This is a genomic window from Sulfuricella sp. (assembly GCF_035531155.1).
Lineage (GTDB): Bacteria > Pseudomonadota > Gammaproteobacteria > Burkholderiales > Sulfuricellaceae > Sulfuricella.
The window spans coordinates 25,625-50,620 of the sequence record NZ_DATKTK010000040.1; the positions used below are offsets into that span (position 1 = coordinate 25,625).

The 24,996-nt window shown below is 59.7% G+C and carries 25 protein-coding genes; 12 read left to right on the plus strand and 13 right to left on the minus strand.

Translation table 11 applies throughout. The annotated features are described in order from the left end of the window. Nucleotides 1–67: 67 nt before the first annotated feature. Together VMV64_RS07585 and VMV64_RS07590 are read left to right on the plus strand one after the other, a co-directional pair. Complete coding sequence (locus VMV64_RS07585) at nucleotides 68–313, plus strand: hypothetical protein (RefSeq protein ID WP_325329347.1); 246 nt, start codon at nucleotides 68–70, stop codon at nucleotides 311–313. 133 nt (nucleotides 314–446) lie between these two features. Further along, complete coding sequence (locus VMV64_RS07590) at nucleotides 447–638, plus strand: DUF2283 domain-containing protein (protein WP_325329348.1); 192 nt, start codon at nucleotides 447–449, stop codon at nucleotides 636–638. Between the two features lie 203 nt (nucleotides 639–841). Here VMV64_RS07590 and VMV64_RS07595 read toward each other — a convergent pair whose 3' ends face one another. From VMV64_RS07595 to VMV64_RS07610, 4 genes are read right to left on the minus strand one after another with little or no spacing between them, the layout of a single operon-like run. Then, a complete protein-coding gene (locus VMV64_RS07595; RefSeq protein WP_325329349.1) occupies nucleotides 842–1,696 on the minus strand; it encodes a peptidylprolyl isomerase in 855 nt (284 codons plus the stop codon). 49 nt (nucleotides 1,697–1,745) lie between these two features. Beyond that, on the minus strand, nucleotides 1,746–2,009 hold the full coding sequence (locus VMV64_RS07600; RefSeq protein ID WP_325329350.1) for a BolA family protein: 264 nt from the start codon (nucleotides 2,007–2,009) through the stop codon (nucleotides 1,746–1,748). Continuing rightward, nucleotides 2,006–2,308, minus strand: coding sequence for a YciI family protein (locus VMV64_RS07605; protein WP_325329351.1), 303 nt, complete (start codon nucleotides 2,306–2,308; stop codon nucleotides 2,006–2,008). Before VMV64_RS07605 ends, VMV64_RS07600 begins: the two co-directional genes overlap by 4 nt. Beyond that, a complete protein-coding gene (locus tag VMV64_RS07610; protein ID WP_325329352.1) occupies nucleotides 2,308–2,859 on the minus strand; it encodes a septation protein A in 552 nt (183 codons plus the stop codon). The genes VMV64_RS07605 and VMV64_RS07610 overlap by 1 nt, the downstream gene beginning before the upstream one ends. Nucleotides 2,860–2,940: 81 nt before the next feature. Here VMV64_RS07610 and VMV64_RS07615 point away from each other — a divergent pair, with 81 nt between their 5' ends. The 8 genes from VMV64_RS07615 (at nucleotide 2,941) to rluB (ending at nucleotide 11,374) form a co-directional block, all read left to right on the plus strand. Next, entirely contained in the window at nucleotides 2,941–3,861 is a 921-nt protein-coding gene (locus tag VMV64_RS07615) for a 3',5'-nucleoside bisphosphate phosphatase (RefSeq protein ID WP_325329353.1), read from the plus strand. A gap of 6 nt (nucleotides 3,862–3,867) precedes the next feature. Continuing rightward, the gene (locus tag VMV64_RS07620; RefSeq protein ID WP_325329354.1) at nucleotides 3,868–4,500 is read left to right on the plus strand and encodes an L-threonylcarbamoyladenylate synthase; all 633 of its coding nucleotides are present in this window, start codon (nucleotides 3,868–3,870) and stop codon (nucleotides 4,498–4,500) included. Next, nucleotides 4,501–5,145 carry a site-2 protease family protein gene (locus VMV64_RS07625; protein ID WP_325329355.1) on the plus strand — a complete coding sequence of 215 codons (645 nt, stop codon included), beginning with the start codon at nucleotides 4,501–4,503 and terminating at the stop codon, nucleotides 5,143–5,145. 18 nt (nucleotides 5,146–5,163) lie between these two features. Then, complete coding sequence (locus VMV64_RS07630) at nucleotides 5,164–6,366, plus strand: tryptophan--tRNA ligase (protein WP_325329356.1); 1,203 nt, start codon at nucleotides 5,164–5,166, stop codon at nucleotides 6,364–6,366. A gap of 23 nt (nucleotides 6,367–6,389) precedes the next feature. Further along, on the plus strand, nucleotides 6,390–8,804 hold the full coding sequence (lon, locus tag VMV64_RS07635) for an endopeptidase La (protein WP_325329357.1): 2,415 nt from the start codon (nucleotides 6,390–6,392) through the stop codon (nucleotides 8,802–8,804). Nucleotides 8,805–8,924: 120 nt separating this feature from the next. Further along, nucleotides 8,925–9,716, plus strand: a complete 792-nt coding sequence (locus VMV64_RS07640; protein ID WP_325329358.1) for a ScpA family protein — start codon at nucleotides 8,925–8,927, stop codon at nucleotides 9,714–9,716. Then, nucleotides 9,703–10,254, plus strand: a complete 552-nt coding sequence (scpB, locus tag VMV64_RS07645; protein ID WP_325329359.1) for an SMC-Scp complex subunit ScpB — start codon at nucleotides 9,703–9,705, stop codon at nucleotides 10,252–10,254. The genes VMV64_RS07640 and scpB overlap by 14 nt, the downstream gene beginning before the upstream one ends. Before the next feature lie 16 nt (nucleotides 10,255–10,270). Continuing rightward, nucleotides 10,271–11,374, plus strand: a complete 1,104-nt coding sequence (rluB, locus tag VMV64_RS07650; RefSeq protein ID WP_325329360.1) for a 23S rRNA pseudouridine(2605) synthase RluB — start codon at nucleotides 10,271–10,273, stop codon at nucleotides 11,372–11,374. Nucleotides 11,375–11,466: 92 nt separating this feature from the next. On the opposite strand, the gene prmB is transcribed toward rluB, so the two are convergent. From prmB to dapC, 6 genes are all read right to left on the minus strand, one after another. Next, nucleotides 11,467–12,363, minus strand: a complete 897-nt coding sequence (prmB, locus tag VMV64_RS07655) for a 50S ribosomal protein L3 N(5)-glutamine methyltransferase (RefSeq protein ID WP_325329361.1) — start codon at nucleotides 12,361–12,363, stop codon at nucleotides 11,467–11,469. After that, the gene (gene dapE / locus VMV64_RS07660; protein ID WP_325329414.1) at nucleotides 12,360–13,496 is read right to left on the minus strand and encodes a succinyl-diaminopimelate desuccinylase; all 1,137 of its coding nucleotides are present in this window, start codon (nucleotides 13,494–13,496) and stop codon (nucleotides 12,360–12,362) included. Before dapE ends, prmB begins: the two co-directional genes overlap by 4 nt. Then, nucleotides 13,496–13,846 carry an ArsC family reductase gene (locus VMV64_RS07665; RefSeq protein WP_325329362.1) on the minus strand — a complete coding sequence of 117 codons (351 nt, stop codon included), beginning with the start codon at nucleotides 13,844–13,846 and terminating at the stop codon, nucleotides 13,496–13,498. The genes dapE and VMV64_RS07665 overlap by 1 nt, the downstream gene beginning before the upstream one ends. A 10-nt stretch (nucleotides 13,847–13,856) precedes the next feature. Continuing rightward, on the minus strand, nucleotides 13,857–15,644 hold the full coding sequence (locus VMV64_RS07670; RefSeq protein ID WP_325329363.1) for an N-acetylglutaminylglutamine amidotransferase: 1,788 nt from the start codon (nucleotides 15,642–15,644) through the stop codon (nucleotides 13,857–13,859). 73 nt (nucleotides 15,645–15,717) lie between these two features. Further along, nucleotides 15,718–16,539 (minus strand): 2,3,4,5-tetrahydropyridine-2,6-dicarboxylate N-succinyltransferase, encoded by an 822-nt coding sequence (gene dapD, locus VMV64_RS07675; RefSeq protein ID WP_325329364.1) that lies wholly within the window; start codon nucleotides 16,537–16,539, stop codon nucleotides 15,718–15,720. A gap of 121 nt (nucleotides 16,540–16,660) precedes the next feature. Continuing rightward, a complete protein-coding gene (gene dapC / locus VMV64_RS07680; protein WP_325329415.1) occupies nucleotides 16,661–17,863 on the minus strand; it encodes a succinyldiaminopimelate transaminase in 1,203 nt (400 codons plus the stop codon). Nucleotides 17,864–17,915: 52 nt separating this feature from the next. Between dapC and VMV64_RS07685 the strand changes: the two genes are divergently transcribed. Further along, nucleotides 17,916–18,824 (plus strand): DMT family transporter, encoded by a 909-nt coding sequence (locus VMV64_RS07685; RefSeq protein WP_325329365.1) that lies wholly within the window; start codon nucleotides 17,916–17,918, stop codon nucleotides 18,822–18,824. Between the two features lie 45 nt (nucleotides 18,825–18,869). Here the strand turns inward: VMV64_RS07685 and VMV64_RS07690 are convergent, their stop codons facing one another. From VMV64_RS07690 to queF, 3 genes are read right to left on the minus strand one after another with little or no spacing between them, the layout of a single operon-like run. Beyond that, a complete protein-coding gene (locus VMV64_RS07690) occupies nucleotides 18,870–19,430 on the minus strand; it encodes a PilZ domain-containing protein (RefSeq protein ID WP_325329366.1) in 561 nt (186 codons plus the stop codon). Next, nucleotides 19,431–20,753 (minus strand): FGGY-family carbohydrate kinase, encoded by a 1,323-nt coding sequence (locus VMV64_RS07695; RefSeq protein WP_325329367.1) that lies wholly within the window; start codon nucleotides 20,751–20,753, stop codon nucleotides 19,431–19,433. 36 nt (nucleotides 20,754–20,789) lie between these two features. Next, nucleotides 20,790–21,206, minus strand: coding sequence for a preQ(1) synthase (gene queF, locus VMV64_RS07700; protein ID WP_325329368.1), 417 nt, complete (start codon nucleotides 21,204–21,206; stop codon nucleotides 20,790–20,792). A gap of 53 nt (nucleotides 21,207–21,259) precedes the next feature. On the opposite strand from queF, the gene smc reads away from it, so the two are divergent. Further along, nucleotides 21,260–24,820, plus strand: a complete 3,561-nt coding sequence (smc, locus tag VMV64_RS07705; RefSeq protein ID WP_325329369.1) for a chromosome segregation protein SMC — start codon at nucleotides 21,260–21,262, stop codon at nucleotides 24,818–24,820. Nucleotides 24,821–24,996: the final 176 nt, after the last annotated feature.

Below are 24,996 nucleotides of genomic sequence, written 5' to 3' on the forward strand. Positions count from 1 at the left end.
ACGCGCACACATCCTGACCGGGTGGCAGACTTGGGCATCGTAATCACATGCCGCCAAGGAGAGTGAAATGGGAATCGGACTAGCGCACATGGACTTCACGCCGCTGTTCTACGGCATCGTGATGTTCCTCGGGTTGTGGAGCATGTGGCACAAGATCATAAATGGTCAGTTCCTCGGCTTCATTGTTGAAGTGTCCGTGTTTACGCTCGTGTTCATGTTGCACGGGGGCACCATGGCTGGCGGTTTTGCTGCCATGATCTGTGCCTTGCTGGCAGGAGTCATTCTGCCGCGTACTATAAGGAGGAAGAGATGATTCTGACTGGGAAAATTTGGGAATTAGAATCCATCTGCGCATGGAAACAATTTGTTGCGCGCCATCTATAATTTAGTCGAAGAACCCGCCCCATGTGGTGATGGCCTTTCGACAGGACTTAGAATGGAACTCTATGAGATTCGATTATGATCCCGAAGTGGACGCGTTGTATTTGCGCTTGTCGGAATCCAATGTGCTTGAATCCGAGGAGGCTCAGCCTGGCATCATTCTGGATTTCGACGAGAGCGGAAACGTCGTCGGCGTTGAGGTCTTGAACGCCAGCAAGCGCGGTCATCCGACACAAGCAGAAAAAATCGCTGCCTGACCACGCCGGGTGGGCATCACCCTGGGCATCCCGCGGAATGGCAGGAGGACGGGCCGTGGATGCGGATGTTTCGCAATGCCCGCAAGTGAGCAGGGCAGGGCGGGCTGGTTGTAGCCGGGTGCAACGGCGCGTGAATTGATGCTTCCGAAATGAACAAGGGCGCCAGTGGCGCCCTTGTTCATTGTTGCGGGTAGTTCGCTACGTTATTTTTTATCAGCTGCCGCTTCTGTCTTTTCTTCAACCTTGGCCTTGGCGCGCAAATCAGAGATCATCTTGTCGATTTGCTGTTGTTGCGCGCGCTGACGCAGGTTCTGTTTCACCTCGTCGAAGGGTGGCGCCTGCAACATGCGCGAGTCCTCGAGCTTGATGATATGCCAGCCGAACTGGCTCTTCACCGGTTCGGTAGTGTACTGACCTTTCTTCAGCTTGGTCATGGCGGCGCTGAATTCCGGCACGAAATTGGCCGGGGCAGCCCATCCCAGGTCACCGCCCTTGACCTTGGAGCCCGGGTCTTTCGATTTTTCAGCCAGCTTCTCGAATTTCTCGCCTTTTTTCAGCTTGGCGATGATGTCCTTCGCCTCAGCTTCCTTCTCCACCAGGATGTGGCGGGCATGGTATTCCTTGTCGCCCATCTGGGATTTGATTTTTTCGTATTCGGCTTTCAATGCATCATCGCTGAGGGGGTTGTTCTTGATGAAGTCCTGCAGGTAGGTGCGGATCAGTATGGTCTGCCGTGCGAGGTCGATCTGGGTGAGCACGTCGGCGGATTTGTCCATGCCTTTCTTGAGCGCTTCCTGAGCAACGATTTCCTCGGTAATCAGCTTTTCACGAAGGTTTTTCCGCGCTTCGGGGGAATCCGGTTGGCCCTGCTGCTGGGAAAGCTGGAGCAGGAAGTTGAAGCGTGCCTGGCTGATCGGGACGCCATTCACCGTAGCGATGGCGGCTGAGCTGACAGCAGGTGGCGTGGCGGATTTGTCGCCATCCTGAGCGTTGCACGAAGCGAGGGTGAGCATGCTGCCGATGGAGACTGCAAGAATTCGGGATTTGTATGAAAACATCAATAACATCCTTTGGTTAAAAAAACTTGGAAGGTTAAGTATAGTTTATTTAATTCTCGCCGGGAGTGTACGCTTTTATGCTGATGGCGTGAATCTCTTTTTGCAGCATTTCTCCCAACAGTTCGTTGATCATGCGGTGTCTGGCAATCAGCGATTTGTCGGCGAACTGGGCCGAAACGATAGTCAGGCGGTAGTGCCCGCCGCCACTCTTGGCGCCTTCATGGCCGGCATGCCGGGCGCTTTCGTCCTCGATTTCCAGGCGTTCAGGGGAAAGCGAGGCGAGTCGTTCGCGAATTTTTTCCGGTGTGCTCATGCAGGTAATACTTTCTTGAATGGTTTGACGGTAACCCGTTCGTAAACCCCGGCCGAGAGGTAAGGGTCGGCCTCGGCCCAGGTGCGCGCTGCATCTAGTGATTCGAATTCGGCCACGATCAGGCTGCCGGAAAAGCCGGCCGGGCCGGGGTTCGGGCTGTCGATCGCGGGAAATGGTCCGGCCAGCGCCAAGCGCCCATCCTGCTGCAAGGCATCCAGGCGGGCGAGGTGTGCGGGGCGGGCGGCCAGGCGATTTTCCAGGCTGTCCGGTACGTCATCGCCGATTATGGCATACAGCATCACTGAGCGTCCTTGTCTTCTTCAACTTCAACAACGTATTTTGCCAGCAGCACGCCCTGGCCGAGGATGAATACCAGCATCAGGCCAAGGATTCCGAACAGCTTGAAGTTGACCCAGGTGTCGGTGGAAAAGTTGAAAGCCACGTACAAGTTGACGAATCCGACCACGGTGAAAAAGGTGGTCCAGCCCAGATTCAATCTGTGCCAGATGTTTTCCGGCAGGACCATCTGCTTTCCCATCATGGCTTTAATCAGGTTTTTTCTGAAGACGACCTGGCTGATCAGCAGCACGCTGGCGAACAGCCAGTAGAGTACGGTCGGTTTCCACTTGATGAAAGTTTCATCGTGCAGGAGCAGGGTCGCGCCGCCGAACACCGTGATGATCGCAAGGCTGATCCACAGCATCTTGTCGACTTGGCGGTGGCGAAACCAGACCCAGCCGATCTGGGCAAATGTCGCGCCGATGGCTACCGCAGTGGCGGTGAAAATGCCGTAGAACTTGTAGGCGGCAAAAAACAGGATGATGGGAAACAGGTCGAAAAGGAATTTCATCAGGGCAGGTCGGATTACGCATCATTTCATCGAGACCCGTATTTTGCTATGATTCGGGTTGTTTTAACAAGCCCACTATTAATGTCTTCCGTTATTGACTTGCATAGTCACTCAACCATTTCCGATGGTTTGTTCACTCCTTCCGAGCTAGTCCGGCGGGCAGCCGCCCAAGGCGTCAGGGTGCTGGCGCTGACTGATCATGACGATGTCGCCGGGCTGGATGAGGCGCGTGCGGCCGCGAGCGAGGCTGGCATTGCGCTGGTCAACGGCGTCGAGATTTCGGTAACCTGGAACAAACGCAGCGTGCACATTGTCGGTCTGCGCATCGATCCCGCTTACGAGCCACTGCGAAATGGCCTGGCAGCGATTCGTGCCGGCCGAGGCGAACGTGCCATACGCATCGCCGCCGAGCTGGAAAAGGCTGGTATCCCGGACAGCCTGGAAGGCGCTTACGCCTATGCCGCCAATCCGGGCATCATCAGCCGTACCCACTTTGCCCGTTTTCTGGTGGCAAAGGGCATCGTCAAGGATACCCGTACCGTGTTCAAAAAATACCTGGTCAAGGGCAAGCCGGGCTATGTGGAGCACAGCTGGGCCGATTTTGCCGATGCAATTGGCTGGATTCGTGCGAGCGGCGGGATCGCGGTGCTTGCCCACCCCGGCCGTTACGATCTGGGCAGGACCAATCTGGGCAGCCTGATCGCCGATTTCAAGGAGACTGGCGGAGAGGCGATCGAAGTGGTGACGGGCAGCCATACCGCTGATCAGTTTATTCAATTTGCCAACTATGCCAGTGAATTCGATTTGCTGGCTTCCACCGGTTCCGATTTTCACGGTGTGGGCGAAAGCTACATGGATCTGGGTCGTTTGCCCGCGTTGCCATCCGGCTGCAAGCCGGTGTGGCACAACTGGCCTGAAATGAGTCCTGAGTCGGAAGTCCTGAGTTCTGAGTTGGGGACGGTGAGTTTTACTCAGCACTCAGCACTCAGCACTCAGGACTGATCTGCCATGGCCCAGTTTTTTGTCATTCACCCAGAAAATCCGCAGCCGCGCCTGATTCACCAGACGGTGGAAATCATTCGCAACGGTGGGGTGATCGCCTATCCGACCGACGCCAGCTATGCGCTGGGCTGCGGCCTGGGCGACAAAGAGGCGCAGCAGCGCATCCGCGCGATCCGCGGTGTGGATGAAGACCATCCGCTTACCCTGGTATGCCGCGACCTGGCCGAGATTTCCGTTTATGCCAAAGTAGACAACCGCCAGTTCCGGCTGCTCAAGGCGAATACGCCGGGCTGCTACACTTTCATCCTGGAGGCGACGCGGGAGGTGCCGAAGCGATTGCAGCACCCGAAGCGCAAGACCGTCGGCCTGCGCGTGCCGGATCATCCGATTCTCCAGGCGCTGCTGGCCGAGCTGGGCGGGCCGTTGCTGAGCACGACCCTGCAATTGCCCGGGGACGACCAACCGCTCAACGACCCTTATGATATTCGCGACTTGCTCGAGCGCCAGGTTGACCTGGTTGTGGATGGTGGCTACGGCGATGTGGACACCACCACCGTGATCGACCTGAGCGGTGAGATGCCGGTGCTGGTGCGGCGGGGCAAGGGAGACATACAACCGTTTGGACTGGAAGAAGAATAAATGGAATTAAGCATCGTACAACAGGTCGCCGTTTATGCCTTGCCGGTGGTGTTTGCCATCACCCTGCACGAAGCGGCGCATGGCTACGTCGCCAAGCACTTTGGCGACACCACCGCCTACATGCTGGGGCGTGTGAGCCTGAACCCGCTGCGCCACATCGATCCGATCGGCACCGTGCTGATCCCGCTCCTGACCCTGTTTCTGGGCGGTATCCTGTTCGGCTGGGCCAAGCCAGTGCCGATAAATTTCAACAATTTACGCAATCCGAAGAAGGACATGCTGTGGGTGGCACTGGCCGGACCCGGCGCAAATCTTGCCATGGCGCTCGGCTGGGCGGTGGTGATGAAGCTCGCCAACATGATGCCGGACAGTGCGCTTTCCCTGCCGATGTCGCTGATGGGCATGGCCGGAATCAACATCAATGTGGTGCTGATGGTGCTTAATCTGCTGCCGCTACTGCCGCTGGACGGCGGACGCATCGCTGTCAGCCTGTTGCCGAACCGGTTGGCCTACCGCTATTCCATGCTTGAACCCTACGGCATGATCCTGCTGGTGGTTCTGTTGTTCAGCGGCGTGCTGGGGGCCATCATGTGGCCGCTGATTAATGTGGCAAAATCGTTGATATTGCTGCTATTCGGTATTTGATAAGAAAGAACTAAGAACATGTTTACTGAACGCGTTTTGTCCGGCATGCGCCCGACCGGGAGCCTGCATCTTGGCCACTACCACGGCGTACTGAAGAATTGGGTGAAGCTGCAGCATGAATACGAGTGCCTGTTTTTTGTTGCCGACTGGCATGCGCTGACCACCCATTACGATACCCCAGGCATTATTGAACAGAGCGTCTGGGACATGGTGATCGACTGGCTCGCCGCGGGCGTGGACCCGTCCCGCGCAACCTTGTTTATCCAGTCGCGCGTACCCGAACACGCGGAACTGCATCTGCTGCTGTCGATGATGACGCCGCTGGGCTGGCTGGAGCGGATTCCAACCTACAAGGATCAGCAGGAAAAACTCAGCGGAAGGGATTTGAGCACCTACGGCTTTCTTGGCTACCCGTTGTTGCAAGCAGCAGATATCCTGATCTACCGCGCCAACCAGGTGCCGGTGGGCGAGGATCAGGTGCCGCACATCGAGTTCACGCGCGAGCTGGCGCGGCGCTTCAACCATCTCTACGGGCGCGAACTGGGTTTCGAAGAGAAGGCGGAAGCCGCGGTCAAGAAGCTTGGCGGCAAGCGCGCCAAGCTCTACGAGGAACTGCGCACCCGCTACCAGCAGGAGGGGGACGAGGAGGCGCTGGAATCGGCGCGCGCCCTTCTCAACGACCAGCAGAACCTGTCTTTGGGTGACCGCGAGCGGCTGTTCGGCTATCTCGAGGGCGGCGGCAAGATGATTTTGGCCGAACCGCAGGCGCTGCTCACCGCGGCTTCAAAAATGCCGGGGCTGGATGGGCAGAAGATGTCGAAATCTTACAACAACACCATTTCACTGCGCGAGGCTGAAGACAGCGTGGCGAAGAAAATCCGCACCATGCCGACCGACCCGGCGCGAGTGCGGCGCAACGACCCCGGCACGCCGGAGAAATGCCCGGTATGGCAGTTCCATTTGGTCTATTCTGAAGAAGACCGAAAGGAATGGGTGCGGCAGGGCTGCACCACCGCCGGCATCGGTTGCCTGGAGTGCAAGCAGCCGGTGATCGACGCCGTACTGGAAGAGCAGAAGCCGATGCGCGAACGGGCGCAGATGTACATGGACGACCCCACCCTGGTGCGCAACATCATATCCGACGGTTGCGAAAAAGCGCGCGAGCTGGCATCCGAAACCATGCGCGATGTGCGGGAGGCGATGGGGTTGAATTACGGCTGACCTAGCTCCATGTTAGGAATACCATGCCAAGAAAAAAGAAAATCACGCTAGATCAAGAATTCCTCGAAGGCGAGGTGCTGCGGTCCACCGATGTCGAAGAGGAAGCTGCGCCGCCGGTTCCTGCCGCCATTTATCCCACTACGCTTTACCTGCTGCCCCTGTCGGAGCGCCCATTTTTCCCTGCCCAGACCCTGCCTTTGTTGATGAACGAGGGGCCGTGGCTGGAGACGGTGAAGAAAATCGGTGAAACGCCACAGCAGATGGCGGGCATCATCCTGGTCAATCTTCCCCACGCCGAAGGGGCGACGCCGAGGGATTTCTATTCCATCGGCACGCTCGTGCGCATGCATCACCCGGTGCGCGCCGAAGGCAAGATCCAGTTCATTGCAGAGGGCCAAAGCCGCTTCCGCATCGTTAAATGGATTTCCACCAAGCCGCCTTACGTGGTGCAGGTTGAATACCCCCCTGAAATCGCGCGCAACGAAGATGAGCTGAAGGCTTACGCGATGGCGATCATCAACACCATCAAGGAGTTGATGCCACTCAACCCGCTGTATAGCGAGGAACTCAAGTTCTTCCTCAACCGTTTCAGCCCGAACGAGCCCTCGTTGCTGGCCGACTTCGCCGCTTCCCTGACTACCGTGTCGAAAGAGGAATTACAGTCGGTGATGGATGCCTTCAACCTGCGCCGCCGCATGGAGAAGGTGCTGGTGCTGATCAAGAAGGAGCTCGAGGTCGCCAAGCTGCAGTCGCAGATCCGCGAGCAGGTCGAGCAGAAGATGAGCAAGCAGCAGCGCGAATTTTTCCTGCGCGAGCAGCTCAAGGAAATCCAGAAAGAGCTAGGACTGGCCAAGGACGACAAGACCGCCGACATCGAACGCTTCAGCGAGCGGCTGGCCAAGCTGAAACTTTCCGAATCAGCGCAAAAGCGCGTCGACGAGGAGATGCAGAAGCTCTCGGTGCTCGAATCCGGCTCGCCGGAATACGCGGTGACGCGCAACTACCTCGACTGGCTGAGCCAGTTGCCGTGGGGCAGGTTTTCCAAGGACAAGCTCGATCTGGCGCGTGCGCGCAAGATCCTCGACCACGATCATGATGGTCTCGGCGACGTCAAGGAACGCATCATCGAGTTTCTTGCGGTGGGTTCGCTCAAAGGCGAAATTGCCGGTTCCATTCTGTTGCTGGTGGGCCCGCCCGGCGTCGGCAAAACTTCCATCGGCCGGTCCATCGCCAATGCCCTGGGACGAAAATTCTACCGTTTCTCCCTCGGCGGGATGCGCGATGAGGCCGAGATCAAGGGTCATCGCCGTACCTACATCGGCGCCATGCCGGGCAAGTTCGTCCAGGCGATCAAGGAATGCGGCGTGGCCAACCCGGTGATCATGCTCGACGAGATCGACAAGATCGGCGCCTCCTATCAGGGCGACCCGGCTTCGGCGCTGCTGGAAGTGCTCGATCCCGAGCAGAACGTCGATTTTCTCGACCACTACCTGGACGTGCGTTTCGACTTGTCCAAGGTGCTGTTCATCTGCACCGCCAACCAGCTCGATACCATCCCCGCGCCGCTGCTGGACCGGATGGAGACGATCCGGCTTTCCGGCTACATCACCGCCGAGAAGGTGCAAATCGCCAAGCACCACCTGTGGCCGAAACAGCTCAAGAAGGCCGGGCTGAAGCGCGGCAATCTCACCATCACCGAAGCCGCGCTGAAGCGCGTCATTGAAGGCTTTGCGCGTGAGGCGGGGGTGCGGAATCTGGAAAAGCAGCTTGGCAGCATGGTACGCAAGGCGGCGGTGAAGATCGTCGGCGGAGTGGAACAGCCAATTCGCCTGGGTGTCGATGAGGTCGAGGCATATCTGGGCAAGCCGGTGTTCATGCCGGAAAGGCCGATCACCGGCATCGGCGTGGTGACCGGCCTGGCCTGGACGGCGATGGGCGGCGCCACGCTGTCGATCGAAGCAACCCTGGTGCACACCAAGAACCGTGGCTTCAAACTCACCGGCAAGCTCGGCGAAGTGATGCGCGAATCGGCTGAGATCGCCTACAGCTACATAGCGTCGCACCTCAAGGCATACAAGGGCAACCCGGCGTTTTTCGACGAAGCTTTTGTCCACCTTCATGTGCCGGAAGGCGCGACGCCCAAGGACGGCCCGAGCGCAGGCATCACCATGGCCACAGCGCTGCTGTCGCTGGCGCGCCACGAGAAGATTTCCCGCCCGCTCGCCATGACCGGCGAGCTGACCCTGACCGGCGAAGTGCTGCCTATCGGCGGGTTGCGCGAGAAAGTCATTGCGGCAAGGCGCATCCGTATTACGGAGTTGATTTTCCCGGAAGCCAACCGGCGTGATTTTGATGAGCTGCCGGATCACATAAAGGAAGGCGTGACGGCGCATTTTGTGAGACAATTCAAAGATGTGGTGAGGATTGTTTTTGCCTGAACCAAACTTAACCACGAATTACACGAATGTTCACGAATGAACTCGAATATACAGAGGGCACAAATAAAACCATTCGTGAAAATTCGTGTTTATTCGTGACATTCGTGGTTAAAGGTTTTGATGATTGAAACCCTGCAATCGCCCGTTGCCCGCATCCACGGTGAGCCGCTCGCCGAGATGCCGCACGACCTCTACATTCCGCCCGAGGCGCTCGAGGTTTTTCTCGAAACTTTCGAAGGTCCGCTCGATCTCCTGCTGTACCTGATCCGCCGCCAGAACCTGGATGTACTCAACATCCAGATGGCAGAACTGACCCGGCAGTACATGCACTACGTAGAAATGATGCATGCCGGCCAGCTCGAGCTGGCGGCCGAGTACCTGCTGATGGCGGCGCTGCTGATCGAGATCAAGTCGCGCATGCTGCTGCCGCGTCGCGACGAGAGCACCGAGGACGAAAACGATCCGCGCGCCGAACTGGTGAGAAGGTTGCTGGAATACGAGCAGATGAAGCTGGCGGCACAGCGACTGGATGAGCTGCCTGTCGCCGGGCGCGATTTTGCACTGGTTCAGGTATGGCTGGAGCAGGCTGCGGCAAAGCGCATACCGGAAGTCAGTCTGGACGATCTGAAACAGGCCTGGCTGGGCGTGCTGGCGCGTGCCAGGGTCAATTGCCACCACAAGGTGAGCCGTGAGGAGCTGTCGGTGCGCGAGCACATGAGCCGCCTCCTGCGCCGCCTGAAGGACGAGCGCTTCGCCGAGTTCGGCGCGCTGTTCGACCCGACACGTGGAGTACCGGAACTGGTGGTGACCTTCCTCGCCGTGCTGGAGCTGGTGCGGGAGTCCCTGGTGGTGGTCACCCAGCAGGAACCGTTCGCACCGATTTATGTGAAACTGAGCCATGCAGACGCCTAATCTGAAAGAGATTAAACTGGTGCTGGAAACTGCCCTGCTGGTGGGCCAGGAGCCGCTTTCCCTGCACGAGCTGAAAAAGCTGTTCGACTTCGAACTGAGCACGGATATCCTGCGCAAGCTACTGGAAGAACTGCACCAGGACTGGACGGGGCGTGGCGTGGAGCTGGTCAGTGTAGCGAGTGGCTGGCGCTTCCAGGCGCGCGCCGAATACCAGAAACATCTCGACCGCCTCAACCCGGAAAAGCCGCCGCGCTATTCCCGGGCAGTCATGGAAACCCTGGCGATCATCGCCTACAAGCAGCCGGTGACGCGTGGCGATATAGAGGATATCCGCGGCGTTACGGTCAGCAGCCAGGTGATCAAGACGCTGGAAGAACGCGGCTGGATCGATGCGATTGGCCACCGCGACGTGCCGGGACGGCCGGCGCTGTTCGCCACCACCAAACAAATGCTCGACGATCTCGGTTTGCGCTCGCTGGAGGAATTGCCACAGCTGGAGCAGACCGACGTAAATTTACTCGCAACAACTAACGAATAGCGGAAAGCAGGACGATATGCCAGAAAAGAAGGATTCCACCGGACCGCGCTCCGATTCACCGCCAAGGAAGAAAGCGAGCAACCAGGAATTCCGCGGCGGCAAGAAGACGCCATTTCGCAAACCGCTGAAGGCGCAAAGCGATGTGAAGCCTGCCAAGGTAGAGGAAGTTCTCGCTCCAGTGTATGAAGTTGAGGAGGACGATGAGGTAGCCGACAAAGCCGCCACGCCACATGCGCGTCGAGGTCAGCCAACCCAGAAGTTGCAGAAGATCCTGGCCCAGGCCGGACTGGGTTCGCGCCGCGACATGGAAGAGCTGATCAAGGCCGGACGGGTGACGGTCAACGGTCAGGTGGCCGAACTGGGCGCGCGCATCAGCGATGAAGACATGGTGCGGGTGGATCGCAAGAACGTCCGAGTTCGCGCGGCTGGCAAGATGCCGCGCATCATGCTCTACCACAAGCCGGAAGGCGAGATCGTCAGCCGTGACGACCCGGAAGGCCGTCCCAGCGTGTTCGATCGCCTGCCACAGATGAGAACCTCGAAATGGATCGCCATCGGGCGCCTGGATTTCAACACCAGCGGCCTGCTGATTTTTACCACCTCCGGCGAACTGGCCAATCATTTGATGCACCCGCGTTTCGAAGTGGAGCGCGAATACGCAGTGCGCACCCTGGGTACGCTCACGCCCGAGCAACTGGGGCAGCTCACGGCGGGGATCGAGCTTGAGGACGGCACGGCGAATTTCGATACGATTTCCGACCAGGGCGGTGAAGGCATCAACCACTGGTACCGTGTCGTCTTGCGTGAGGGTCGTAACCGCGAGGTGCGGCGCATGTTCGAAGCCGTCGGCCTGACCGTCAGCCGTTTGATGCGGGTGCGCTTCGGCGCGATCAACCTGCCGCCGCGCCTGAAGCGCGGGCAAACCATGGAGCTGGATCCGGTACAGGTGCGTCAGATACTGAAATGGGCGGGGATAGAAGCTCCCGCCATCGCCGACAAGCAGTCGCGCCCCGACGAGGAGAAGCGAGTAAGCAGGATCAGATCACATCCTCCTGTGGCGCCAGCTGTGGCATCAGAAAAACCGGCTCGCCGTCCGCGCAAGTCGTCGCCATCCCGCTGATTTTCTGAGAGTTGGGTGAGCATGCAGCACAATTAGCGCCACTCATGCTTCGACAGGTCCAGCACGAACGGCGGAATTGAATCGCGTCGGGATTAAGCCATTTGCTCGCGGGTAAGCAGGAAGACATGCTCGTCGCCAGCGCTGGTTTCCAGCCAGGTAAACGGCAGTTCGGGGAAGGCTTCTTCCAGCGCATCGCGGTTGTGGCCGATTTCCACCACCAGTAGTCCATCCTTGTTCAGGTGTTTGGGGGCCTCGCGCAGGATCGTGCGTACATGCTCCAGACCGTCCTCGCCGCTGGCCAGTGCACCAACCGGCTCGCGCCGGTATTCCTCGGGCAGGGTTTGCATCGAAGGTGCGTTGACGTAGGGCGGGTTGCTCACGATCAGGTCGTAGCGCCGTCCTTCCAGTGCCGTGAACAGGTCGGACTGGATCAGGCTCAGCCGGTCTTCCAGGCCATAGTCGGCGACATTGCGCCGTGCCACATCGAGCGCATCGGCGGAAAGATCGACCGCGTCGATCTGGGCGTTGGGGAAGGTGAGCGCCATCAGGATGGCAAGGCATCCAGAGCCGGCGCACATGTCCAGGCCGCGGGTGATGGCTTCAGGATCCTCCACCCAGGGTTGAAGGTGTTCGCGCAGCAGTTCAGCGATGAAGGAGCGTGGCACGATCACGCGTTCGTCGACATAAAATCGCAGGTCACCCAGCCAGGCTTCATGGGTGAGATAGGCCGCAGGCAGGCGTTCCTCGACGCGGCGGCGCAGGATTTCCACCACGGCATCGACTTCCTCCGGCAGCAGACGCGCATCGAGAAACGGCTCCAGCCGGTCCAGCGGCAGGTGCAGCGTGTGCAGGATCAGGTAGGCCGCCTCGTCGAAGGCGTTGGTGGTGCCATGGCCGAAAAACAGGTTGGCCTGGTTGAAGCGGCTCACTGCGAAGCGCAGCAGGTCGCGCACCGTAATCAGCTTATCTTTCGCTTCTTCGAAACTCATTTTGTCACCAATAAATTCACCAGCGTACGCCGGTAAATTTCCTTCAGCGGTTCGATGTCGGCCACGGCCACGCATTCATCGATCTTGTGGATGGTGGCGTTGAGCGGGCCGATTTCGAGCACCTGCGGGCAGATGTCGGCGATGAAGCGGCCATCCGAGGTGCCGCCGCTGGTGGAAAGCTCGGCTTCCACCCCGGTCGTGTCCTTGATTGCCTGGGCGACAGCGTCCACCAGGCTACCTTTGGGAGTGAGGTAAGGCTTGCCGGAGAGTGCCCATTCCAGATCGTAGTCCAGACCATGCTTGTCGAGAATGGCGTGAACCTTGGCTTTGAGACCATCGACCGTGCTCGCTGTGGAAAAACGGAAGTTGAACAGGATTTCCACCGTGCCGGGCACGACGTTGGTGGCGCCGGTGCCGCCCTGGATGTTGGAAATCTGCCAGGTGGTGGGCGGAAAATATTCGTTGCCCTCGTCCCACGTGGTATTCGCCAGTTCGGCGATGGCCGGGGCGGCGAGATGGATCGGGTTCCTGCCCAGATGCGGGTAGGCGATGTGGCACTGGATGCCTTTCACCACCAGCGTGCCGGATAGCGAGCCGCGCCGGCCGTTCTTGAGGGTGTCGCCGAGTTTGGAGACGCAGGTGGGTTCGCCGACGATGCAGTAATCGATTCCCTCTCCCCGCTTTTGTAGCGCTTCGACCACGCGTACGGTGCCGTCTACCGCCACGCCTTCCTCATCCGAAGTTATCAGCAGCGCAATGGAACCGGACGCGTCGGGATTTGCGCTGGTGAATTCCTCAATAGCGGTGACGAAGGCGGCGAGCGAGGTTTTCATGTCGGCAGAACCGCGCCCGTAGAGCATGCCGTCGCGCAGGGTGGGGGTGAAGGGCTCGCTGCCCCATTTTTCCACCGGGCCGGTGGGGACTACGTCGGTGTGGCCGGCAAAGCAGATCACCGGCTTGGCTGAGCCGCGGCGCGCCCAGAAGTTGTCCACGTCGCCGAAGCGCATGCGATCGATTTTGAAGCCGATTTTTTCCAGGCGTTCGATCAGGATATCCTGGCAGCCGGCGTCGTCCGGCGTGAGCGAACGGCGGGCAATCAGGGCCTTGGCCAGTTCCAGCGTGCTGTTGTTCATCATTTAATTCCGAATAGCGATTGATAAGCGGCTTCGTCGAAGCCGAGGATGATCTTGCCGTCCATTTCCAGTACCGGGCGCTTGATCACGCTGGATTTTTCCAGCATCAGCCGGATCGCGCTGGTTTCATTGCAGACCGCGGCCTTGGCTTCGTCCGGTAGTTGGCGCCAGGTGGTGCCCTGACGGTTAACCAGTTTTTCCCAGCTGATCTGTTTCAGCCAGACCTTGAGCAGCTCCTCGCTGACACCCTGTTTCTTGAAGTCGTGGAAAGGGATTTCGATGCCGTTTTCCGTCAGCCAGGTGCGGGCCTTTTTGACGGTGTTGCAGTTGGGGATACCGTAAAGTTTCATGAGAATCATCTCAGCGATTGCAGGGATCCACATTCAGTTGCAGCCACAGTTCCAGCAGGGCCAAGTGCCAAAGCTTGCTGCCCTGGATGCGGGTGAAATGGGCTTCCGGTTCGGCCAGCAGCTTTTCCACATAAGGGCGCTGGTAGAGGCCGCGTTTCATGCAGGCGTCCGACAGCAGAATGTTGCGCATGAATTCGAGGAAATCACCGCGCACGTATTTCAGCGCCGGCACCGGGAAGTAGCCTTTGGGGCGGTCGATCACCGCATCCGGGATCAGCCCGCGGGCGATGGCCTTGAGCGGGTATTTTCCACCTTCCTTGAGTTTGAGCGAAGGCGGCATCTTGGCCGCCAGTTCTACCAATTCGTGGTCGAGAAAGGGGACACGCGCTTCCAGACCCCACGCCATGGTCATGTTGTCGACGCGCTTGACCGGGTCGTCGACGACCAGCGTGGTGGCATCGAAGCGCAGCACCTGGTCGATAAAGGTGTCGGCCTTTGGTTTCGTTAGTTCCCGCTCCACCAGTTCGGCGGTGACGTCCGGCACATGCCAGGCCGGGGCGACGGTTTCCAGGTATTCGGCATGGTCGCGGTCGAAATAGTTGAGGCGGAAGCGGTCGAGGGCGGAGCCTGTGGCCTCGTCCATACGCGGATACCAGAAGTAGCCGCCGAACACCTCGTCCGCGCCTTGGCCAGAGAGCACCACCTTCACTTCATCCGCAACCCGCTCGCCGAGCAGGTAGAACGCCACCGCATCCTGGCCGACCATCGGCTCGGCCATGTTGGCCACAGCCTCGGGCAGGCGCTTCAAGACTTCAGCGTTGGGAATGAGGTATTTGTGGTGGCGGGTCTTGAAGCGTTCCACCACCTGGTCCGAATACTCGAATTCGTCGGCTTTTTCCGCGCCTTCGCCGACATCCTCGAAACCGACCGAGAAGGTCAGCAGGTCGTCCACGTGATCGGCCAGCAAGCCCACCAGCAGGCTGGAGTCCAGTCCGCCGGAGAGAAGAACCCCGACCGGCACGTCGGAGGCCAGACGGTGGCGCTCCACGGCGCGGTTCAGCACGGCACGGGTGGCGTTCAGCCAGTCCTGTTCGGACAGCACATGCGCCGGGCGGGTGGCATCCAGGCTCCAGTAGGTGCGCTGGGTAACCTGTCCCGCGGCGCTCACCGTCATGGTGGTGGCCGGGGGCAGCTTTTTCACACCGTTGAGAATGGTGCGCGGAGCAGGCACTACGGCGTGCAGGGTGAAGTAGTGGTGCAGGGCGATCGGGTCGATGCTGGTGTCCACACCACCTGCGGCAAGCAGTGCCTGGACGCTGGAGGCGAAGCGCAGGCTGGCGCCGTCCAGCGAGTAATAGAGAGGCTTGATGCCGAAGCGGTCGCGAGCCAGGAACAGGCTGGCGTGGCGCACGTCCCACACGGCGAAGGCGAACATGCCGTAGAAGCGCTCCACGCACTTTTCGCCCCAGGCATGGTAGCCCTTGAGGATGACTTCGCTGTCGCCTTCGGAGAAGAAGGTATAGCCCATCTCCGAGAGTTCCTGGCGCAGTTCCTTGTAGTTGTAGATGGTGCCGTTGAACACCAGGGAAAGGCGGAGTTCCTTGTCCACCATCGGCTGGTCGCCGCTGGGGGAGAGATCGATGATGGCGAGGCGCCGGTGGCCGAAAGCCAGTGGGCCGTCGCTGATCAGGCCTTCGTGGTCGGGACCGCGGCGGGCGAGCTTCTCCGACATCCGCCGAATGACGGCGGTGTCAGGAGAAGCTTGGTCAAAGCGCAGTTCGCCGCAAATGCCGCACATAATGAAGGCTTAACCGCAAAGGCGCAAAGAACGTGAAGAGGAAGTCAAAACTTTGCGTCTTTGCGGTTCAGTTTTAGATCCCGCGCAACAGTTCGTTGATGCCGACCTTGGAGCGGGTCTTTTCGTCGACCTTCTTCACGATCACGGCGCAATACAGGCTGTAGCTGCCGTCCTTGGAGGGCAGGTTGCCGGAAACCACCACCGAGCCGGCGGGGATGCGGCCGTAGGTGACTTCGCCGGTTTCGCGGTCGTAGATCTTGGTGGACTGGCCGATGTAGACGCCCATCGAGATGACCGCGTTGTCTTCCACAATAACGCCTTCCACCACTTCAGAGCGGGCGCCGATGAAGCAGTTGTCGCCGATGATGGTGGGGTTGGCCTGTACCGGTTCAAGCACGCCGCCGATGCCGACGCCGCCGGAGAGGTGGACGTTCTTGCCGATCTGGGCACAGGAGCCGACCGTGGCCCAGGTGTCGACCATGGTGCCTTCATCGACATAGGCGCCGATATTGATGTAGGAAGGCATCAGCACGACATTCTTGCCGATGAACGAGCCCCGGCGCGCGGCGGCAGGTGGCACCACGCGGAAGCCGCCATCGCGGAAATCCTTGGAGTTGTAATCGGCGAACTTGGACGGCACCTTGTCGAAATAGTTGGTGAAACCGCCCTTGATGAAGAAGTTGTCCTCCATGCGGAACGACAGCAGCACCGCCTTCTTCAGCCACTGGTGGGTAACCCAGTCGCCGTTGATCTTTTCCGCAACGCGCAGCTGGCCTTTGTCCAGCATGTCGATCACCTGCTCGACGCTGTCCTTGAGTTTGGAATCGACGTTGCGCGGGGTGATGTCGGCGCGGCGTTCAAAGGCTTCATCGATAATGCTCTGTAGTTCGTTCATTGTTATTCCTAAGTTCTTTAAAAAGGCTAACCACGAATTTACACGAATGTTCGCAAATGTTCACGAATGAAAAAGGAACAGTCCCAGAGTTTTTATTCGAGCAAATTCGTGTTTATTCGTGTCATTCGTGGTTAAGTTTTTTTACCAGATTCTGGATTCTTTCCGCTGCTTCCATGCATTGCGCCAATGGCGCGACCAGGGCGATGCGGACGAAATTCGTGCCGGGGTTGAGACCGTGTGCTTCGCGCGCAAGAAAACTGCCGGGCAAAAGCGTGACATTATAATCCCGGTACAGCGCTTTCGCGAATCCCGTATCGGATACCGGGGTCTGCGCCCACAGGTAGAACGCGGCGTCGGGCTCCTCCACTTTGAGTGCCTGCCGCAGGAGCGGGGTGACGGTGGCGAATTTTTCCCGGTAAAGGCGGCGGTTTTCCTCGACATGCGCTTCGTCGTTCCAGGCCGCAGCGCTTGCTGCCTGCACCGCCGGGTTCATGGCGCAGCCGTGGTAGGTGCGGTAGAGCAGGAATTTTTCCAGGATCGACTCGCAGCCGGCGACGAAGCCGGAGCGCATGCCGGGCACGTTGGAGCGCTTGGAAAGGCTGTTGAACACCACCAGCCGGCCGTAATCTTCGCCGCCCAGCTGGTGCGCGACCTGCAGCGCGCCGAGCGGCGGCATATGCTCATCGGGGTACAGCTCCGAATAGCATTCGTCGGAGGCGATGATGAATCCGTATTTGTCGGACAGGTCGAACAGGCGCGACCATTCCTCGATATCCATCACCTTGCCGGTGGGGTTGCCGGGCGAACAGGCATAGATCAGCTGGGTGCGCCGCCAGATTTCCTCGGGAACGCTGGAGAAATCCATGGCGTAGCCGTTTTCCGGCGTGGTGTTGAGGAAATACGGCGTGGCCCCGGCCAGTAGCGCCGCGCCTTCATAAATCTGGTAAAAGGGGTTGGGGCAGATGATGACCGGGTCCGGCTTGCTGGTGTCGATGACCGCCTGGGCGAAGGCGAACAGCGCCTCGCGGCTGCCGTTCACCGGCAGGACCTGGGTGTTCGGGTTGAGCTGCGGAATGCCGTAGCGGCGCTCTATCCAGGCGCCGATACTCTGACGCAGCGCATCGCTGCCCTGGGTTGTGGGATAATTCGCCAGCCCGTCCAGGTTTTCAGCCAGCGCGCGGCGGATGAAGTCGGGTGTTGCGTGCTTCGGTTCGCCGATGGAAAGATTGATCGGACTGTAATTCGGGTTCGGCGTCACGCCGCGGAACAGGTCGCGCAGCTTCTGGAACGGGTAGGGGTGGAGCAGGTCGAGGTTGGGGTTCACAATTTTCGGGACGGTAACGTTTCTAGATGCAAACATTATAAAGGCTCGCTGCGTGGCATCCAAAGAAAAACTTCTGGCCGTTTCCGGTCTGCTCTCTGGCGCGATCATCTGGGGATTGATCTGGTACCCCTACCGGCTGCTCGAACAGATGGGCGTTTCCGGCGCGCTTTCCAGCTTTGCCACCTATTTGATCCCGCTGCTGCTCGGCTTCACCCTGTATTCCGAGCGCTTGCGGCTGCGGCATTTTCCTCCGATTCTGCTGCTGATCGGTCTGACGGCAGGCTGGACCAATCTCGCCTACGTGCTGGCGGTCATCGACGGCGAGGTGATGCGGGTGTTGCTGCTGTTTTACCTCTCGCCGCTGTGGACGGTGCTGCTGGCGCACCTGCTCCTGCACGAGCGCCTCCATTTTCATGGCTACATGGTGATGGCACTCTCTTTTGCGGGTGCCGTGGTGATGCTGTGGCGGCCGAGCCTGGGGCTGCCGCTGCCGCAGAATACGGCGGAATGGATGGCGCTCTCCGCCGGGTTGACGTTCGCCGCAACCAACGTGCTGTCGCGCCGCGCCGAGGCATCCGATATCTGGCTGAAATCGCTAAGCGTATGGGTCGGCGTAAGCGTGCTGTCGTTGCTGGCGCTGATCTACCAGCCCGCCACGCTGGCGGCTTTGCCGGTTTTGCCCTTTTCCGGATGGGTGTGGCTGCTGTTGGTCAGCATCCTGATTTTTACGGTGACCCTGACCGTGCAATACGGCTTGGCGAGGGCGCCTGCCAACCAGGCGATCGTGATTTTCCTGTTCGAGCTGGTGGTGGCGGCGGTAGCGAGCTACCTCCTTGCCGGCGAAGTGATGACGGCCCAGGAATGGCTGGGCGGTGCGATGATCGTCGCCGCCAGCCTGTTTTCAGGCAAGCTGGATGGGATTCCGCTAGCAGTCAGTCAACATGAAAAGTCGCCATCGTAGGTCGGGTTTTAAGCCGACATCCCGGAAATTCAACGTGACTGACTGCTAGTCATGGTGGTGCGGCTTGATTGCGCGGCGGTGGTAGCGGAAAACGGTGCGGGAGAGCCAGTCCTGAGCTTCTTCGTCGAGATGGGTGAAAGTGGCGTAGATCCTTGTTCCGCCCGGCTCTGGCTGTACGGCTTTAATTTTCGCGGGTAGAACCAGCGGTTGTGGCAGTTTTGGGCTGACGTAGGCGGAAATAACGATATTATCGCCCTCCGTAGCCGCTTCTTTGCAGATCCATTCCATGCCCTCGGCGCTGACAAAGGCGGGGCAGGTTGAGGGCATGGCTGCATTCTGTGTCAGCAGTTTGGCAACCAGGCTGAGCGTCAGGTCGATTTTGAATTCGAGGCGCTCCAGCACCTTGCCCACGCCGGACCCCATGTCGCCATCCCGCTCCGGCTGCATTGATTCGATCGTGGCCAATGCTCGCAGCAGCGTGACGTCGTCATACATCCAGACAGCGATATCGTCAGCCGAGGGCTCAGCCTCCGGGCGCCAACTCAGGGGGATAATGGTGAAGTAGGAAACGCCTTCCTGAGAGAAAACCCTGTCCAGTCTGTCCATTTAGTTGCTGTTCTCCGCTTGTGCTTGCTCACAGCATAACAAATTTTCTCCCCTGGCCGCCAGTAGCGCGGTGCCATAGGCGGCTTCAACGTGAGAGGAAGGCTGCACTGGCACGCCAAGGAATCGGGAGCGCATCGCGGTCCAGGCCGGATTGCCTGCCCCGCCTCCGGCGGTCAGCACCGAGTCGAGCGGGGTTGCACCCAACTCCTGCAGCAGTCGATAACCCTGCGCCTCGATTCGGGCCATCCCCTCCAGCAGGCCATGCAAAAACAGGGTGTCGTCTTGCGGTCTGGGCGTCAGGCGTGGCTCTAATTCCGGATCGTTGATCGGGAAACGCTCTCCCGGACTGGGCAGGGGGTAATAGTCCAGGCCGCTGCCTGTTTCTGGATGAACGCGGGCACTTAATTCTTCCAGTCGGGCGTCGCTGAAAAACGATCGCAGCACTGCGCCGCCGCTGTTGGAGGCGCCGCCCGCCCGCCACAGGTTGCCGATACGGTGGCTGTAGATGCCATATTGCGCTGCGTCTACCCGCTTCCGGCTCAGCAGTTTCAGCACCAGGGTCGATCCGAGCGAAGTCACTGCCTGGCCAGGATGGTCGGCGCCGCTGGCAATGAAGGCAGCGATGCTGTCGGTGGTGCCGGCGCGAATGAGACAGTCGCGCGGAAGGGCGAGGTGCTCGGCGATTTTGGCGGTGACCGGGCCGATCGCGGCTCCCGGTGCCAGGACTCGCGGCAATAGCGGTGTCACCGTCAGGCGCAGCAGCCATTCCGGGTAACGCAGGGTTTCCGGGTCAAAGCCGAGCTTGAGGCTGTTGTGGTAGTCGCTGATGCCCGGCCTGCCATGCAGCAGCGAGGCCAGCCAGTCGGCCTGGTGCAGGAAAAAGCGGGCGCGGGAAAATTCGGGCTGTTTCTGGAACCAGAGCAGCTTCGCCAAGCTGGAACTTGCGCTCAGCACCGGATGGCCGGGCGGGGCGATCTGTGCAAGCAGCCTTGCCTCGGCCTGAGCCCGCGCATCGTAGTAAGGCAGGGGCGGGCAAAGCGGCTGGTTGTCCGCGTCGCATAATAGCGCGGTGGTTGAAGTGCCGTTGATGGCGATGGCGGTTAGCCTGCGCCTGATGTCCGCCGGAATTTGACCGATCAGGTCGAACAGGGCAGCGCGCCAGGCTTCCGCGGTTTGATCGCTGAAAACCCATCGCGCCTCGGCGAGGATGTTTCCACTGCGGTCAATGGCGATTGCACGGGCGCCGCTGGTGCCGAAGTCAATGCCTAGAAAAGCGTGAGGGGTGAGGGGTAATGAGGGATGGGTCATGATGCCGAACTTCAAGAGTTTCCTCGCTTCTCACGCATTACCCATGACTTATTATCGGGTATTCGATTGGTGCGCGAAGGCCGTCAGGTCAACCAGAGGTTGCGGTTCCCAGCCCGGCTTGCGGTGTTCGGCCACGACATTGGTGAAGATGCCGCCGCGTACGTAGAATTTCGCCGTCAGGCGCATGAAACGCGGCTGAGTCGCGGCCACCAGGTCGTTCAGGATGCTGTTGGTGACGGCTTCGTGAAATGCGCCCTCGTTGCGGAATGACCAGATATACATCTTGAGGCTCTTCAGTTCGACACACTTCTGATCCGCGATGTAGTCGAGATACAGCGTGGCGAAGTCAGGCTGACCGGTCTTCGGGCACAAACAGGTGAACTCAGGGATTTCCATGTGGATATGGAAATCGCGTTCCGGGTTAGGATTCTCGAAGGTTTCCAGGGTTTTGCTGGGTTGGCTGGCCATTTTCGCACTCTCAACTAAATCGGTTAAAATGCTGTCATTATAACGCAGGCTTTATGCCCCACCTTTCCAAAACTGCTGCCGACAAAAAATTGCGTCTTACCCACATCAAACTCGCCGGCTTCAAGTCCTTCGTTGATCCGACCACGATCCCAGTCCCCGGGCAGCGGGTTGGCGTTGTCGGCCCCAATGGTTGCGGCAAGTCCAACGTGATCGACGCGGTACGCTGGGTGCTGGGCGAATCGCGGGCGCGGGAGCTGCGCGGCGAATCCATGCAGGACGTGATTTTCAGCGGCTCCGCCACGCGCAAGGCGGTGAGTCGAGCCAGTGTCGAGCTGATCTTCGACAACAGCCTGGGCAAGGCCGCCGGGCAATGGTCGCAGTACGCCGAGATCGCCGTCAAAAGGATACTTAGTCGCAACGGCGAGTCCGCCTATTACATCAACAACCTGCACGTCCGTCGCCGCGATATCACCGATATTTTCCTGGGTACCGGGCTGGGGGCGCGCGCCTACGCCATCATCGAGCAGGGCATGATCTCGCGCATCATCGAGGCGCGACCCGAGGAGCTGCGCGTTTTTCTGGAAGAGGCGGCGGGAATTTCCAAATACAAGGAACGGCGCCGCGAAACCGAGCTGCGCATGAAGGATACCCGCGAGAACCTGCTGCGCGTCGAGGACGTGCGCCAGGAGCTGGACAAGCAGATCGGCAAGCTGGAAACGCAGGCCGAGGTGGCACAGCAGTATCTGGCCTTGCAGGCTCAATTGAAGCTGTCGCACAACCTGCTGGCTTTGCTCAAAAAGCGCGAGGCGGCCGCACAGTGCGAGCGCTGGCAGCGCGAAGTGGCGCGTCTGAACAACGAGCTGGAAGCGGAAAACGCGCGCCTGCGCCAGGCCGAGAGCCAGCTGGAACAGTCGCGGGAAGCCCATTACGCGGCCAGCGATGCGCTGCATGAGGCGCAGGGCGGCATTTATGCGGCCAATGCCGAGGTTTCCAGGCTGGAGCAGAACCTGCAGCACCAGCGAGAAAGCCGCCAGCGCCTGGCCACACAGTCCACCGCCCTGCGCGAACAGGGCGAGCGCCTGGCAAGGCAGCGCGATGAGGCGCTGACAGCCCTGGAACACTGGCGCGGCGAACTTGCGGTGGCGGGTAAACTCTTGGTGCAGAACCAGGAACAGATGGAGCAGGAGAGCCGCAATCTGCCGCTGGCCGAGGAAAGTTTCCGTGGTTGCCAGCGGCGCTACGGCGAGCTGCAAAGAAGCCTTGCCCAGGCCGAGCAGGCGAAGCAGATCGAGGAAACCCATCGTGCTCATGCGCAAAGAAATTTGCAGCAACTGCAAGCCAGGCAGCAGCGTTTGCAGCAAGAGGCCGGCAGCTTGCCGCGCTTCGATGTCGCGGTGCTGTCACAGAAAGAGGTCGAGCTTGCCGATGTGGCGGGCCAGTTCGAGACGGTTCAGGCTGAATTGGCACGGCTGCTTGCAGTGTTGCCCGAACTGGAAAAGGGTGCGCGCGAGGCCAGGGACGGATTGCAAGCGGAGCAGCGCCATGCCACCGAATTGGAAGCCCGGTTGAACGCCTTGAAACACCTGCAAAGCCGCCTCGACCATAACCAGAAATTGCAATCGTGGCTGGCAAAGCACCAGCTGGAAAATTTGCCGCGACTGTGGAACAGCCTGTGCATTGAAGCGGGCTGGGAGGATGCGCTGGAAAGCGTGCTGGGCGAGCGCCTGAATAGTATTGCGCTGGAAAACATCGAGCAGGCGCAGGGGTGGCTGGGGGATGCGCCGCCGGCGGCGGTCACCGCATTCGAAGTTGCTCCCGCCCCACCGGCGGAGGAGGGTTGGGGAGAGGGGATGGTGCCTCTGTCCCGCTACGTGTCTTGGGCGGATGGCAGCGGCCCTGTTTTCCTGGGCGACTGGCTGGCTGATATCTATGTAACCGAAAACGCCGCCGAGGGTTTCGCTCAGCGTAAAGAGCTGCCGCGCGGTGCGATGCTGGTATCACGCGCGGGCCATGTTTTTACCCGCCACAGTATTCGTTTCCATGCGCCGCAAAGCGAGCTGCACGGGGTGTTGGCACGCCAGCGCGAAATCGGGCAACTGCAGGCGGATCTTGAAGTGAAGCAGGCGGCGCTGGCGCAGCGGCAAACCGCGATGGTCCAGGCCGAGTCTGCGCTGGCGCAGCAGCAGAAAGAGATTTCCCGGCTGCGCGGCGCTACGGGCGAAGCGCAGCAGAAGCAGCACCGCCTGCAACTCGAGGTGCAGCGGCTGGTGCAGGTCAGGCAGCAGGCCGAGCAGCGCCAAAAAGGGATTTCAGCGGAGCAGGCGGAAATCGCCGAACAAATGGAGCAGGAAAGCGAGCAACTCGTTGTCGCGGAAACTAGCCTGGAGCAGGGCCAGATCCAGATCGAGGCGCTGCGCGAGCAGCTGGAGCTAACCCGCCAGGAGCGTTCAGGTGTTGAGCAAAATCTCAACCGGCAACGCGAGGCGCTACGGCAGGCGGAGCGCGCCGCGCAGGAGGCGGTGTTCGTCGAGAAGAACTGCCTGAACAAGATCGGTGAACTGGAGGTTTCAAGCGTCCAGCTCGCCGAACAGGCCAATGAAGCGGTCACCCAGCTTGAAAACCTGCTCGCCGAGCAGCAGGGGTTCAGCGAGGAACCGTTGAGCCAGGCGCTGCAGCAGGGATTAGCCCAGCAGCAGGAGAAGGAGAGCGCTTTGGCGCTGGCGCGCGATGCCTTGGCCGAGGCGGCGAACAACCTGCGCGAGCTGGAGCAGCAGCGCATGAGCAGCGAGCAGAGACTGCAACCGCTGCGCGACCAGATCGGCGAGCTGTGCCTCAAGGAACAGGAGGCGCGTCTTGGCCAGGAACAGTACGAGGGCCAGCTCAGGGAAGCCGGTGCCGACGAGGCGGAACTGGTGCAGCTGATGGAGAAAAACCTCAGGCCCAATGCCCTGCAGGGCGAGATCGTCAGGCTCACGGCGGAAATCGAAGCGCTCGGCGCGGTCAACCTGGCCGCACTGGAAGAGCTGCAAGGCAGCCGGGAGCGGAGCGGCTATCTCGAATCCCAGGTCAACGACCTGAACGAGGCCATCGACACGCTGGAGCAGGCGATCCGCCGCATCGACCGGGAAACGCGGGAGCGCCTGCAGAGCACTTTCGATGCAGTGAACCGTAATTTCAGCGAGCTTTTCCCGTCGTTGTTCGGTGGCGGGCAGGCGCGCCTGGTGCTGACCGGCGAGGAAATTCTCGACGCCGGGGTACAGATCATCGCCCAGCCGCCGGGCAAGAAAAACAGCTCGATCCACCTGCTTTCCGGCGGGGAGAAGGCCCTGACCGCGCTGGCGCTGACCTTTTCCCTGTTCCAGCTCAATCCCGCGCCGTTCTGCCTGCTCGACGAGGTGGACGCGCCGCTCGACGATTCCAATACCGAACGCTTCTGCGAGCTGGTGAAAAAAATGTCCCTGCAAACCCAGTTCGTCTACATCAGCCATAATAAGATCACCATGGAAATGGCGGAGCAACTGGTCGGCGTCACCATGCAGGAAATGGGCGTGTCGCGCGTGGTGGCGGTGGACATCGAAGAGGCGATGCGGATGAAGGATGAAGTGCCGGCGTGAGTTATAATCCTAAAAAACTCAGTTGAACCGCAGAGACGCAGAGGCGCTGAGGAAAAACAATGAGTTATAGTATTGTACGACCTCACCCATTTGGAGAGACAGAAAATTGTTGTAACCCATTTACTCCTCTGCGTCTCTGCGCCTCTGCGGTTAAGCGATTGCCGTTTTTAGGATAA